The 14,367-nt window shown below is 65.0% G+C and carries 12 protein-coding genes; all 12 read left to right on the plus strand.

Features of this window, described 5'->3' with window-relative positions:
- The first annotated feature begins 426 nt into the window (after positions 1-426).
- The 12 genes from EF834_RS16365 (at position 427) to EF834_RS16420 (ending at position 14,255) form a co-directional block, all read left to right on the plus strand.
- Positions 427-1,692, plus strand: a complete 1,266-nt coding sequence (locus tag EF834_RS16365) for an aspartate kinase (protein WP_127948279.1) — start codon at positions 427-429, stop codon at positions 1,690-1,692.
- A gap of 38 nt (positions 1,693-1,730) precedes the next feature.
- On the plus strand, positions 1,731-2,792 hold the full coding sequence (locus EF834_RS16370) for an aspartate-semialdehyde dehydrogenase (protein ID WP_127948362.1): 1,062 nt from the start codon (positions 1,731-1,733) through the stop codon (positions 2,790-2,792).
- 238 nt (positions 2,793-3,030) lie between these two features.
- Positions 3,031-4,944, plus strand: a complete 1,914-nt coding sequence (locus tag EF834_RS18550; protein ID WP_235871260.1) for an NHL repeat-containing protein — start codon at positions 3,031-3,033, stop codon at positions 4,942-4,944.
- 237 nt (positions 4,945-5,181) lie between these two features.
- Positions 5,182-6,969 (plus strand): BCCT family transporter, encoded by a 1,788-nt coding sequence (locus EF834_RS16380; protein WP_206615310.1) that lies wholly within the window; start codon positions 5,182-5,184, stop codon positions 6,967-6,969.
- Positions 6,970-7,026: 57 nt separating this feature from the next.
- Positions 7,027-7,737 carry a response regulator transcription factor gene (locus tag EF834_RS16385; protein WP_127948280.1) on the plus strand — a complete coding sequence of 237 codons (711 nt, stop codon included), beginning with the start codon at positions 7,027-7,029 and terminating at the stop codon, positions 7,735-7,737.
- Positions 7,724-9,187: a sensor histidine kinase gene (locus EF834_RS16390; protein WP_127948281.1), complete on the plus strand. Its 1,464-nt coding sequence runs from the start codon at positions 7,724-7,726 to the stop codon at positions 9,185-9,187. Before EF834_RS16385 ends, EF834_RS16390 begins: the two co-directional genes overlap by 14 nt.
- 202 nt (positions 9,188-9,389) lie before the next feature.
- Complete coding sequence (gene ectA, locus EF834_RS16395) at positions 9,390-9,896, plus strand: diaminobutyrate acetyltransferase (RefSeq protein ID WP_235871261.1); 507 nt, start codon at positions 9,390-9,392, stop codon at positions 9,894-9,896.
- A complete protein-coding gene (gene ectB, locus EF834_RS16400; RefSeq protein ID WP_127948283.1) occupies positions 9,893-11,173 on the plus strand; it encodes a diaminobutyrate--2-oxoglutarate transaminase in 1,281 nt (426 codons plus the stop codon). The genes ectA and ectB overlap by 4 nt, the downstream gene beginning before the upstream one ends.
- A 5-nt stretch (positions 11,174-11,178) precedes the next feature.
- The gene (locus EF834_RS16405; protein WP_127948284.1) at positions 11,179-11,571 is read left to right on the plus strand and encodes an ectoine synthase; all 393 of its coding nucleotides are present in this window, start codon (positions 11,179-11,181) and stop codon (positions 11,569-11,571) included.
- Between the two features lie 77 nt (positions 11,572-11,648).
- Positions 11,649-12,512 (plus strand): phytanoyl-CoA dioxygenase family protein, encoded by an 864-nt coding sequence (locus EF834_RS16410; protein WP_127948285.1) that lies wholly within the window; start codon positions 11,649-11,651, stop codon positions 12,510-12,512.
- A gap of 37 nt (positions 12,513-12,549) precedes the next feature.
- Positions 12,550-13,470 carry an ABC transporter ATP-binding protein gene (locus EF834_RS16415; protein WP_164874162.1) on the plus strand — a complete coding sequence of 307 codons (921 nt, stop codon included), beginning with the start codon at positions 12,550-12,552 and terminating at the stop codon, positions 13,468-13,470.
- A complete protein-coding gene (locus tag EF834_RS16420; RefSeq protein ID WP_127948286.1) occupies positions 13,467-14,255 on the plus strand; it encodes an ABC transporter permease in 789 nt (262 codons plus the stop codon). The genes EF834_RS16415 and EF834_RS16420 overlap by 4 nt, the downstream gene beginning before the upstream one ends.
- The last annotated feature ends 112 nt before the right edge of the window (positions 14,256-14,367 follow it).

The following is a 14,367-nucleotide window of genomic DNA, read 5'->3' on the forward strand; positions in this document are numbered from 1 at the left end:
CATAGCGAGTCCCCGCCCGGGCTGGATCGGGTGAACCGCTTGCAGCGGGAGAGTCTAATCCGCGCAGTCGGTTCGCACCTCCGGAACGCGGACGCTGTCTGCTGGATCAGCTCCGCAACACCCGGCGGTTCTCGGCGAAGGCGAGCGTCTCGTAGGTGATCAACGCCAGCAGGACGGCGGTGAGACCCCCGAGTGCGAGCATGACCACCCCGATCACCATCGGCAAGTGGGCGTAGCTGTAGCAGCGCTGGGCAATGTCTCGGACGATCAGTCTTGGGCGATTGGTCGGGCGAGGCGATTGGTCGGGCGAGGCGATTGGTCGGGCGAACTGTTGGCGCGGGCGGACGCCCTGCGCTGCCGGTGACGCACGTCGGTAAGCTCGACAGCCGGACTGGCATCAATCCAACTATCCGGAGGTACACACGCGTGGCTCTCGTCGTCCAGAAGTACGGGGGATCCTCGGTCGCGAGCGCCGAGCGTATCCGACGCGTCGCTGAGCGGATCGTCGAGACCAAGAAGGCGGGCAACGACGTCGTCGTTGTGGTGTCGGCGATGGGCGACACCACTGACGAGCTGCTCGACCTCGCGGAGCAGGTGTGCCCGGTTCCACCGGCTCGCGAGATGGACATGCTTCTCACGTCGGGTGAGCGGATCTCGAACGCGCTCGTCGCGATGGCCATCCACTCGTTGGGCGCGGAGGCGCGCTCGTTCACCGGTTCGCAGGCCGGCGTCATCACCACCGGCAGCCACGGCAACGCCAAGATCATCGACGTGACGCCGGGTCGCGTCCGCGCTGCGCTCGACGAGGGTTCGATCGTCCTGGTTGCGGGCTTCCAGGGCGTGAGCCAGGACAGCAAGGACATCACCACCCTCGGTCGGGGTGGCTCCGACACCACCGCCGTTGCGCTGGCCGCAGCCTTGAACGCCGACGTGTGCGAGATCTACACCGACGTCGACGGCGTCTTCACCGCGGACCCGCGCATCGTCAAGGACGCCCAGCGCCTCGAGACTGTTTCGTTCGAGGAAATGCTCGAGCTCGCTGCCTGCGGCGCCAAGGTACTCATGCTGCGCTGTGTGGAGTACGCCCGCCGCTACAACATGCCTGTGCACGTCCGCTCGTCATACACCACCAAGCCCGGAACAATCGTGTCCGGATCGATGGAGGACATCCCCGTGGAAGAAGCCCTGATCACCGGTGTTGCGCACGACCGCACCGAGGCCAAGGTCACCGTCGTCGGCTTGCCCGATACGCCGGGCCACGCCGCCAAGCTCTTCCGTGCCATCGCGGAGGCCGAGATCAACATCGACATGGTCCTGCAGAACATCTCCAAGGTCGAGACCGGCAAGACCGACATCACATTCACGCTGCCCAAGGCGGACGGCCCGCGCGCTGTGGAGAAGCTGACCGGCCTGCAGGCCGAGATCGATTTCACCCAGATCCTGTTCGACGACCTCATCGGCAAGGTGTCGCTCGTCGGCGCGGGCATGAGGAGCCACCCCGGCGTCACGGCCACATTCTGCGAGGCACTCGCCGACGCGGGCGTGAACATCGACCTGATCTCGACGTCGGAGATCCGCATCTCGGTGCTGGTCAAGGACACCGATCTCGACGACGCCGTGCGCGCGATCCACACAGCATTCGACCTCGGCGGCGATGAAGATGCCGTCGTACACGCAGGAACGGGACGGTAACCGTAATGGCTGGTGAGACGAGCGAAGCGACGAAGAAGATGGTCAGTGAGACGAGTGAAGTGACCAGGGATGTCACGGTCGCCGTCGTCGGTGCGACGGGCCAGGTCGGCATCGTGATGCGCACCCTGCTCGAGGAGCGCAACTTCCCGGCCGCCAAGGTCCGGTTCTTCGCGTCCGCTCGTTCGGCCGGAAAGAAGCTGCCGTTCCGCGGTGAGCAGATCGTCGTGGAAGACGTCGCCGAGGTCCCCGATGCTTCCCTGAAGGACATCGACATCGCGCTGTTCTCGGCCGGTGCGACACTCTCGCGCGCGCAGGCCCCGCGGTTCGCGGCCGCCGGCGCGATCGTCGTGGACAACTCGTCGGCGTGGCGCAAGGACCCCGAGGTACCCCTCGTCGTCAGCGAGGTGAACCCGGAGAAGGCGAAGAACCCGCCGAAGGGCATCATCGCCAACCCGAACTGCACCACGATGGCCGCGATGCCGGTGCTCAAGGTTCTGCATGACGAGTCCGGCCTGCAGCGTTTGATCGTCAGCAGCTACCAGGCGGTGTCCGGCAGCGGTGTCGCGGGCGTCGAGGAGCTCGTCGGCCAGGTCCGCGCGGTTGCCGACGACGCCGACAAGCTCGTGCACTCGGGTTCGGCGGCCGACTTCCCGGCCCCAGACAAGTACGTCGCGCCGATCGCGTTCAACGTCGTCCCGCTCGCTGGTGCGCTCGTCGACGACGGTAGCGGTGAGACCGACGAGGACCAGAAGCTCCGCAACGAGAGCCGCAAGATCCTCGGCCTGCCGGACCTTCTGGTGTCGGGCACGTGCGTGCGTGTCCCGGTCGTCACCGGCCACTCGCTCTCGATCAATGCCGAGTTCGAGCGCCCGCTGTCGGTGGAGCGCGCCAAGGAACTGCTCGCCGATGCGCCCGGCGTGGAGCTGGTGGACGTGCCGACGCCGCTCGCGTCCGCTGGTGGCGACGTGTCACTGGTCGGCCGGGTTCGACAGGACCCGGGTGTACCCGGCGGGCGCGGTCTGGCGTTGTTCCTTTCGGGCGACAACCTTCGCAAAGGGGCTGCACTCAACACCATCCAGATCGCCGAGCTGCTCCTCTAGATCCGTTTTCAGATCCGTTTTCCACGCAGACGCGGCTGCAGACTCTCGGGTGTGCAGCCGCGTACGCGTCGTTTACGGGTGACGTCGACGGGGTTTCGACAGGACAGGTTTCGACAGGACAGGTTTCGACAGGACAACGGTACGTGCGAGTCCAGCGCAGTACGGGCGCCGGGCTCCTAGCCTTCGAAGAAGATCGTTTGGAACCGCGCGTTCCGTTCGGTGACTCGGAGGCTGTCTCATGTTTCGACGCATCCTGTTGTCCGGCGCGGTCGGCTTGCTCGTGGCGGGAAGTGTTGCGGGGACGTCCTCGGTGGCGCCCGCAAGAGCGGAGGTGCTGTCCGGATCGGTGCGAGGCGCGGAAGGTCCGCTCGCCGGATACGACGTGGCGGCATGGGCGGCGGGTGACGGATCGACGGGACCGCGACTGCTCGGCAGCTCACGCGCTGACGAGCAGGGCCGCTTCTCCATCGTTCCGTCGGAAATCGGTCCGGACGACATCGTGTACCTGGAGGCCCGCGACCTCTCTCGGGTGGACACGGCGCTGGCCTCGGTACTCGGCTCCGATCCGCTTCCGGCGGAGGTCGTCGTCAACGAACAGACGACGGTGGCATCGGCGTTCTCGATGGCGCAGTTCGCCACCGATGCCGGGCTCAGTGGTTCCGCGCCGGGGATCGGCAACGCTGCGGGGATGGTCCGGAACTTCGTGGACGTCGAGAACGGATCATTGTCGCCGGTTCTCACGAGCTCGCCCAACGGATCGGAGACCTCGACGGTCGCCACGTTCAACTCACTGTCGAACATGGTCGCCGCTTGTGTCGCTCGGGCCGCCGACTGCGCGAGGCTGCTCGACGGCGCCACGAATGGAGGCGGGCCACGTCCGGGCGACACCTTCGAAGCGATGTCCGCGATCGCCCGAACCCCGTCGCTCCATGTGGTCGACCTCTTCGCCGTCGCCGCGTCTGCACCGCATCCGTACACGCCGGCCCGTAACCTGCCTCCAGCGGCGTGGACCCTCGCCCTGCGGTTCGATGGCGACGGACGATCGTTGTCCGGTCCCGGGAACTTTGCGATCGACCCGGACGGGAACATTTGGGTCAACAGCAACTACGAGTACAACGCGGACCCCAACGTCCCCGTATGCGGCAGCGACATGCTCTTCAAGTTCTTGCCGTCCGGTCAGTCAGCGCCGGGATCCCCTTTTCGCGGTGGTGGTTTGAGCGGGGCGGGGTTCGGGATCGCCCTGGATCCGCAGGGCGATGTGTGGGTGGGGAACTTCGGTTTCGCGGCGCAGCCGCCGGGTTGCCCTCAGGAGCTCCAACCACCGCACAACAGCGTCTCGAAGTTCACCCCCGAAGGCGTTCCCCTCTCGCCCGAAACCGGTTTCACCGAGGGGGAGATCGACTGGCCGCAGGGAACGATTGCCGACCGAGACGGCAACATCTGGTTGGCGAACTGCGGTTCGAACACCCTCACCCGCTACCCGTCGGGCGATCCGAGCCGCGCACAGACGCTGCGCGACACCGGACTCGAACGGCCCTTTGCTCTGGTGGACAACGGGCGGCACGTATTCGCCACCGGTACGGGGAACGATCAGGTCGCGGTGTTGGGCCGGGACGGAACGGTCCGACCTAACTCTCCGATCGCCGGCTTCGACAACCCGATGGGTATCGCGGCCGATGCGGACGGGAACGTGTGGGTGGCGAACTCGGGGATCGTGCAACTACCCTGCCCTGACCTGCCGCCACTGAGCCCAGGTTCAGGTTCGGTCGCGTTGCTCGATCCGGAAGGAACCCCGGCGGGACCGACATTTCGAGGTGGTGGGCTGACAATTCCGTGGGGCATCGCCGTGGACGGTGACGGGAACGTATGGGTCGCGAATTTCGCTGGCAAGAGACTTTCGCACTTCTGCGGCACCGACCCGACAACCTGCCCGGCAGGCAAGTCGACCGGTGACGCAATATCGCCCGACGGCACCGGATACGCGTTCGACGGACTCGAGCGCAACACGGGGGTGGCCGTGGATCCGTCCGGCAACGTGTGGCTGGCCAACAACTGGCTCGAAGTGCCGGTTCAAACCAATCCCGGTGGGCACGAGATCGTCGCCTACGTGGGCATCGCTCCGCCCGTCGTTCCGGACGCCCCGATTCGATAGAAGACCCCTGCTCAGCGTCGTTTCGGATCGACGGTTCGGATCTCCGACAGCACCACGGTACCGCCGGTCTCGGGTCGAGGCGTAACGTCAGTCCCGGCTTGAGTCGAATGTCCGACCTGGTTTACCGTGCGGAAATCGGACATAACGCCGGAGCCGCGGAACTGTTTGACGCGAAACCCGGACGCAGGCACACGTCGCCTGCCGTGTCCCGTGTCCATCGAAACGGAGGGAAGCGCGTTGAGATCTGCGCGAGAAGCCTGGCGAGGTGTGCAGAAGCCGGTGTTCGTACCGGCTTCGCTGGTGATCCTTGCGATGATTGTCTTCGCAGTCGTCTATTCGGGAACCGCGAGCGACGCGTTCTCGCGCCTGAATACCGCCATCACCGACGGGGTCGGTTGGTGGTACATCCTGGTGGCGACCGGTTTCGTCGTATTCGCGCTGTACTGCGTCTTCTCCCGGGTCGGCAACATCAGGCTCGGCGGTGACGACGAGACCCCGGAGTTCGGTCTCCCGTCCTGGTTCGCAATGCTCTTCAGTGCCGGCATGGGAATCGGTCTGGTCTTCTACGGTGTCGCGGAACCGCTGAACCACTACGTGAACCCGCCCGAGGCGGGTGGTGTTCCGGGATCCACCGATGCGGCCGCGGATCAGGCCATGCAACTGACGCTGTTCCACTGGGGCCTGCATGCCTGGGCGATCTACGTGGTCGTCGGTCTGGGTCTGGCCTACATGACTTACCGCAAGCGTCGACCGCTGTCGATCCGTTGGCTGCTCGAACCGCTGCTGGGACGTAAGCGGATCGAGGGTCCGATCGGACACGCGATCGACGTGGTCGCGGTCGTCGGCACCGTGTTCGGCATCGCGACGTCGCTCGGATTCGGGGTGCAGCAGATCTCCGCGGGATTCGAGTACCTCGGATGGGTGGAGCCGAACAACTGGTTCGTCATCGGACTCATCGCCGTCGTCACGGGACTGGCCACCTTCTCCGTCATCACCGGCGTGACGAGGGGACTGCGCTGGCTGTCGAACATCAACATGGGCCTGGCGGCGGGCCTCGCCCTGTTCGTCCTGCTCCTGGGCCCCACGATCTTCCTCTTGGAGGCGTGGGTGCAGAACATCGGCGGCTATGCCCAGGCGTTGCCTCAACTCATGCTGCGCACCTCGCCGTTCGCGGAGGACGGATGGGCGGGGGCCTGGACGATCTTCTACTGGGCTTGGTGGATGAGCTGGGCGCCGTTCGTGGGTATGTTCATCGCGCGGATCTCACGCGGCCGGACCATCCGCGAGTTCGTGTTGGGTGTGCTGCTTGCTCCCACGCTCATCGGTTCGCTCTGGTTCACGATCTTCGGGGACTCGGGACTCCTGCGCCAGCGCAATGACGGCGACATGCTCGGTGCGGGCGGGTCCGTCGACACCAATACGACCCTGTTCCAGCTTCTCGACGGGTTGCCGGTGGCGACGCTGACGAGTCTGCTCGCAATCGCCGTCGTGGTGTTCTTCTTCGTCACCTCGTGCGACTCCGGATCGCTCGTCATCGACAACCTGTCTTCCGGCGGCACCCTCGAAACACCCAAGGTGTCCCGTACCTACTGGGCTGTGCTCCTGGGCGTCGTGGCCGCCGTACTTCTGCTAGTCGGTGGATCAGGGTCATTGACTGCCCTGCAAACCGCGTCGATCGCGACGGCTCTGCCGTTCTCGATCATCATGGTGCTCGCTTGTGTGTCGATGTTGAAGGCGTTCCGCTACGAGATGGCAACCGCGCCGCGCTATCTCCGGGTGTCGACACGCGCCGCCTCGGACGGCACCGGCGACGTGAGCGAGCCTTCTCACCACCTGCTTGATGAGGGTGTGTCGGCGACGCTCGCGGGCCTGCCGCCGGCCACGCGTGGCGAGGTTGCGGATCGCGACGGACACTTCGTAGTGGCGGTCAACGAGCTACCGGCCCACGCGGTTGACGTGGATCCCGACACCGGAACGATGAAGTACTCTCGAAAGTCGCACGCACGAGATCCACTGCGGGAATGACTGGTGGGGGCAGTTCCCGGAGCGTTGACCGAGGCAGGGTAACTGGAAAATGGCGGCATGGGCGCGAACCTTCTGATCGTCGAGGACGACGACCGCGTACGGGCCTCTCTGAGGCTGGCTCTCGAGGACGAGGGATACCAGGTCGAAGAGGCTGAGGATGCCGAGAGCGCTCTGCAGCACCTCGAATTCCACGGCGCGCCGGACGTGATGATCGTCGACTTGATGCTCGGGGACATGGACGGGTTCACCTGCATTCGTCAGATCCGCTACGAGCACGACGTACCGATCATCGTCATCAGTGCTCGCGACGACACCCATGACGTCGTGGCAGCTCTGGAAGCTGGCGCCGACGACTACGTGACGAAGCCGTTCGAGATCAAGGAGATCACCGCGAGGATGCGGGCACTTCGGCGTCGCGCGGGTGGGTTCAGCGAGCGCCCCGGACCCTCGGATGTCGTTCTCGACGCCGATCCGCAGGCGCCGCTCATCCTGTCGCCCGGCAGCGGCACGGTCCGCCGGGGCGACGACCAACTACACCTGACTTTGACCGAGTTCCGCCTGCTCTGCGAGCTGGCCGAGTCGCCCGGACTCGTCCTCAGCCGTCGTGCGCTGCTCGAAAGCGTCTGGGACCGCGGTTTCTTCGGAGACGAACGGATCGTGGACGTGCACGTGCGGCGGCTGAGGACGAAGGTCGAACTCGATCCTTCCGATCCGCAGCTCGTGGTCACGGTGCGCGGGCTGGGGTACCGGCTCGATGTCCAGCGGTAGGCGCTGGCATGCGCCTGGTCTCCGTGGCCGGGTGATGCTGTCCTTCGCGATCGGCGCGAGCTTGGTGTCGATCCTGCTGGCGGTATCGGTCTTCACGATCAGCCGCAGCTACATGGTCGCGCAGCGAGAAGGTTCGGCGGAACGGCAGACGTCGATCCGAGCCGAGTACGTGCGCAACGTCCTCGATGGCACAGACCTGCCGCCGGCGGCAGTGGTGAGCGATCTCGAGCTGCCAGCGGAATCCGCGGTTCTGGTACGGCGCGAATCGCAGTGGTTCGCCTCGGCGGTCGGGCTCGCGGCCGAACCTGTTCTGGCCAAGCTGGGTGGCGCGGACGTCGCCTTGGACGACGGCACTGTGCGACGCCATGTTTCGCTGTTCGGCGAGCCATACTTGGCGATCGGGGTGCCGTTGAACGACGACGGCGATGTGCTGTTCGAACTGTCCCCGCTCAGCGAACTCGAGTCGGCACTGAGGGTTCTGAAACTGGCCTTGGTGTCGTGCGCGGTGCTGACGACGTTGGCGGGTGCGCTGCTCGGTCTCTGGGCGAGCCGCCGGGTGCTGCGACCGTTGCACGAGGTCGCCGGAACCGCGGCGCAGATCGCCGGGGGACAGCTCGACACCCGGCTGACGGAGACCCAGGACACCGATTTGACCACCATCGTGCAGGCCTTCAATGCCATGGTCGACTCGCTGCAACTGCGGATCGACCGTGAACGCAGGTTCTTCGGTGACGTCAGCCACGAGTTGCGCACGCCGCTGATGACACTGATCACGAGCGTTTCGGTGCTCGGCCGCCACGAGCAGGACCTTCCCGATCGATCGCGCCGTGCACTTGTGTTGATCAACGCAGAACTCGAGCACCTCCGGCGGCTGCTCGACCACCTGCTGGCGCTGGCGCGAGCGGAAGCCGGACTGCACAAGGACGAACTCGAGCCACTGTCCCTCGCCGAACTGCTCGAGCACACCCTCGCGGAGTCCAAGCGCTCTACCGATCTGCTGGTGGTGGAGACCGACTGCGTTGTCGAGGGGCGCAAGCTCGCGCTCGAGCGCGCTTTCCGGAACCTCATGGACAATGCGGACAAACATGGTGGCGGGCTGGTGGAGATCACCCTCCGGGAGGTCGGGGGGATGGCGATGGTGGTCGTCGACGATGCCGGACCCGGCGTCCAGGTCAGCGAGCGCACACGGGTGTTCGAGAGGTTTGTGACCGGGAATCCGAGCCGGAAGAGAACGACCGGAACGGGTACCGGTCTGGGGTTGGCGCTGGTCGCGGAAACGGTCAAAGCGCACGACGGGCGGGTGCGTTGTGTCTCGCGTCCGGGAGGCGGTGCCCGGTTCGTCGTGGAGTTGCCGCTGCCGCAGGCGGGTCCCGATCCGATCGAGGCGACCCCGTCGAACCGGCGCCGCGACGGCGTCGCTCCCCGTTGGTCGAGCCGCCTGAGAACGTGACGGATCGCCCGGGGTCTGTAACACAACCGCAAAGTAACGGACCTAACCATCTCAAAGTTGTCTCGGCAGGCTTGAATTCATAGCCGAGTGCGGATGGAGCCGTGTGAATGAGTCCTCGATCGCCGTTGCTGAGCGTCGTCTCCCGTAGGGAAGGCGCTCGGATCGGCCGGCTGGTCGTCACCTGCGGTGCAGGGGACCGCAGGTGACGACTGCCTCGACAACACGGTTGCGTGCTCCCGAGATCTCAGACGGTGCTCGGATCTGGGAGATCGCGGGGCGGTCAGGGGAGCTGGATCTGAACTCCAGCTACTCCTACCTCATGTGGTGCCGAGATCATCGGGAGACCTCGATCGTCGCAGAAGTCGACGGTCGGACGGTCGGATTCGTCACTGGATACATCCGCCCGACCGCGCCGCAGACCTTGTTCGTCTGGCAGGTAGCAGTAGACGCCGAGTACCGCGGCCGCGGCATCGGCGTGGCCATGCTCGGCGGACTCGTCGACCGGCTGCGCGGGCGCTCGATCACCATGCTCGAGACGACCATCACGCGTGACAACGCGGGGTCGATCGCGATGTTCTCGGCTCTGGCCCGCAGCCGCGGCGCCGACATCGGCAGGAGTTCGCTGTTCGAATCCGAGGACTTCCCGGACGGGCACGCTGCCGAAGAGCTCTACACCATCGGACCCTTCCCCCGGATTGGACTCTCATGACTACTACGACCCTCCCTGACACTTCGATCTTCGAGACTCTCGAGTCGGAGGTCCGGAGCTACTGCAGGAACTGGCCGACCGTCTTCGACAAGGCTCGCGGGTCCTGGATAGTGGACGAGAACGGTCGTGAGTACCTTGACTTCTTCGCTGGTGCCGGTGCGCTCAACTACGGACACAACAATCCGATTCTCAAGCGTGCCCTACTGTCGTATCTCGAGGGCGACGGCATCACCCACAGCCTCGACATGTCCACCACCGCCAAACGCCGCCTGCTCGAGACGTTCGAGGACACGATCCTGCGACCGCGCGGGCTCCCGTACAAGGTGCAGTTTCCCGGGCCGACCGGAACCAACGCGGTCGAGTCGGCGCTCAAACTGGCGCGCAAGGTGACCGGTCGTTCGGCGATCGTCAGTTTCACCAACGCCTTCCACGGCATGACGCTCGGCTCGCTGTCGGTCACCGGAAACGCGATGAAGCGCGCCGGGGCCGGCATCCCCCTCGTCCACGCGACTCCCATGCCGTTCGACAACTATCTCGACGGCAGCACCGAGGATTTCGGGTGGTTCTCGCGCCTGCTGGATGACGCTGGATCAGGACTGAACCGACCCGCAGCGGTGATCGTCGAGACGGTCCAGGGCGAGGGTGGCGTGAACGTGGCTCGGCCGGAATGGCTTCGTGCGCTTGCAGATCTGTGCAAGGAGCGCGACATCCTGCTCATCGTCGACGACGTCCAGATGGGTTGCGGCCGCACCGGACCGTTCTTCTCCTTCGAGATCGCAGGGATCGAACCCGACATCGTCACGGTGTCGAAGTCGATCAGTGGGTACGGACTCCCGTTGGCGCTCACGCTCTTCAAGCCGGAACTCGATGTCTGGTCTCCCGGTGAACACAACGGAACGTTCCGCGGTCACAACCCGGCTTTCGTCACGGCTCAGGCGGCGCTCGAGCAGTACTGGTCGGACGACCGCCTCGAGAGGGCGGTGCTGGCCAAGGGTGAGATGCTGCACCGCGCATTCGACGAGCTGTCGAGCCGCTTCCGTGGGCTGTCGACTCGCGGCCGGGGCCTCGTGCGTGGTCTGGTCTTCGACGACGCGTCACAGGCCGGCAAGGTGGCCCAGTACGCCTTCGAGCACGGATTGCTCATCGAGACTGCAGGTCCACAGGACGAAGTGGTGAAATTGCTTCCTCCCCTCACCATCGCCGAAGATGAACTACAGCACGGCCTGGGCATCCTGGTCGATGCGACCATTACCGTATGCGCTGGACAGGAGGCCTGAGACGCATGATCGTCCGAACGACCGACGAGATCACGGACACCGACCGCGACGTAACCAGCCCGAACGGAAACTGGCGAAGCAAGCGAATCGTGCTCGCCGCCGACGGAGCCGGATTCTCGTTCCACGAGACCACCATTACCGCCGGAACCGTCAACGAGTTCCACTACGCGCACCATGTCGAGGCGGTGTGGCTCGTCGAGGGTGAGGGGACGCTCACCGACCTCGAGACGGGGCAGGTGTACGAGCTCGGTCCCGGGTCGATGTACCTGTTGGACGGGAACGAACGGCATCGTTTGGAGCCGCGGACGCAGATGAGAATGCTGTGTGTGTTCAACCCGCCGGTGACCGGCAAAGAGGTCCACGACGAGAACGGTGTGTACCCGCTACTGACTGCGTGAATCGTCGCGGCGTCGACTGAGGCGTGACTCCTCGGACAGTATCTCTGACACATTCGGGAGTGCTAAAGTTGCGGTTGATGAGAGCCGGGATCGATCAGTACGCGACCCGTGTGGAGGGGGAGCCCGAGATCCGGGACCGGATGGACCCGTGTGTGTGGGGTCTTCCATCGACGCCCGAACTCGAGGGTTTTGCCGAGCGGGGTTACCTACAGCGCTACGGTGTTATCTCTTCGGCGACGGTTGAGGCATGCCTCGCCGAGATCGAGCGGGTCCAAGAGGATCCTCGGCTCGAGGGCGATGAGCGGATCATCCGCGAGGAGCACAAGACCGCCGTGCGGTCGATCTTCGACATCGATCTCCTCAGTACCGTTGTGCGGGAAGCCATCTCGGAGTCGGGTGCGGAAGAACTCGCTCGGGAGATCCTCGGTTCGGAGGTCTACGTTCACCAGAGCCGGCTGAACTACAAGCCCGGCTTCCAGGGCGGTGCGTTCTACTGGCACTCCGATTTCGAGACCTGGCACGCCGAAGACGGAATGCCGATCCCACGGGCCGTGAGTGCATCAATCGCGTTGACGCGCAACGAGGCGTACAACGGCCCACTGATGATCATTCCTGGTAGTCAGCGCTTGTTCGTGCAGTGCGCAGGCAAGACTCCGGTGAATTACCATCGGCGGTCCCTTGTGACGACCACGCCACAGATCGGGGTGCCGTCGCAGGACGTGGTCACCGAGCTGTGGAACTCTTTCGGGATCGACATGCTCACGGGACCTGTCGGTTCGATGACGATGTTCGACAGCAATGTCATGCATGCGTCCGGCGGCAACATCACGCCGATTCCCCGGGCGAACATCTTCGTCGTGTTCAACAGCGTGGAGAACCGGCTCGGACAGCCGTTCGCCGCCGGAGCGACTCGCCCGCCGTACCTCGCGCGGCGCGGTTAACCGGACGAGTTGGGGTGCGGGAAACTATCATCCGAGAGTGACCTCCTCAGCGGCGTCGCTCGTCAGCGTTGAGAACCTCACCCGACGGTTCGGCTCTCGGCGGGGAATCATCGATGTCGACTTCGACATCGATGCGGGTGAGGTGTTCGGCTTCCTCGGGCCGAACGGTGCCGGGAAGTCCACGACGATCAGGATTCTGCTCGGCCTGTATCGTCCGACGTCGGGGCGGGTGCGGGTCTTCGGCCTCGACCCTCGTCGTGAAGCGTCGCGTATTCTCCGGCGGGTGGGCTACCTGCCCGGGGAATTGGCGTTGCATCCCAGGCTCACCGGTGCGCAGCTCCTCGACCGCTTCGCCCGTATTCGAGGGTTGACCGATCGAAGGTACCGGGACGAACTCGTAGACCGCTTCGGCGCCGAACTCGACAGGCCGGCACACGCGCTGTCGAAGGGGAACAGGCAGAAGATCGGTCTCGTGATGGCGTTCATGCATCGACCCGATCTCTTGGTGCTCGACGAGCCGACGGGTGGGCTCGACCCGCTCATGCAGGACGAGTTCGCCGATCTAGTGCGCGAAACGGTCGCCGACGGGCGGACGATTCTGCTCTCGTCACACGACCTCGACGAGGTCCAGAGACTCGTCGAGCGGGTGTGCATCCTGCGAGAGGGACGTGTCGTGGTCACCTCGACCGTCGACTCTCTGCGCAAGAGTTCGCCACGTTCGATCACACTCCGATTCGATCGCAAGGCTCCCCAGGAAGCTTTCGCCCGTCTCGACGGCGTCCAGGTGCGATCTCGCGACGGTGAGCAGATCACCCTGTCAGTCACGGGACCGATTGCGCCACTGCTACGGACGGCGGCCGACGAGGGCGCAGTGGACATCACGGCTCGACGCGCAGACCTCGACGAACTGTTCCTCAGCTACTACCGCGGAGACGCCGACCCGGGAGGTGTCCGATGACGGCTGGCCTCGTCAGGCTCGACCTCCTGCTGCGCCGCCGCTCGCTCGTGGGGTACTCACTGGGTATAGGCGTCTACGCCTTCGTCATCGTCGCGCTGTATCCGGCATTCCGGAACGAGACGGGTCTCGACCAATTCACGTCGGAAAATGCTACTCTTGCAGCACTTTTCGGCATTACTGAGCCATTGTCGTCGTCTTCAGGGTGGTTGAATGCGAATCTGTACGCGAACTTCCTCCCATTGATCGTCCTGTTGATCACCATCGGCTACGGCGCGGGGTGCATTGCAGGCCAGAACGAGGAGGGCACCCTCGGCTTGGTCGTGACGCTGCCGCTGACCCGGAACCGGATCGCGCTCCAGAAGGTCGTCGCGATGTGCCTCGTGGCTGTGCCGGTCTCGGCGGTGGCCGCCATCGTCGTGTTCGCGGGGCGCGGATTCGATCTGCAGGTCGACACGGGCGCGCTTATCGGTGTCACGATCGCGGTGCTGTTGCTGGGCATCGGATTCGGAGCGCTAGCCCTGCTGATCGGCGCCCTCACCGGCAGTCGCGCGACCGCGCTCGGCATCACGGCGATGGTGGCCGCAGCCGCGTACCTGGTCAACTCGCTGGCACCCGTCGTGAGCTGGATCCGTCCCGCACGGCTCGTCTCCCCGTTCTACTACGCGGTCGGCAACAACCAACTCATCGACGGTGTGTCCTTCTCCTCGTTCGTAGTCCTCATCGGCATCGCCGTCGTGTTGTCGTGCGGAGCCGTGATCGCCTTCCGTCGCCTCGACGTCGACTGACCAGTAGTCGACCGAACCGTATCGAGACGCCTGACAAGCGGCACAAACGGGGCGGCGCCGACACCCGTGTGGGTGTCGGCGCCGCGTCGGAAGTTAGCTGTTCAGATTACGT

Origin of the sequence: Rhodococcus spongiicola (assembly GCF_004011835.1) — a bacterium.
GTDB classification, from domain to species: Bacteria; Actinomycetota; Actinomycetes; order Mycobacteriales; family Mycobacteriaceae; genus Prescottella; species Prescottella spongiicola.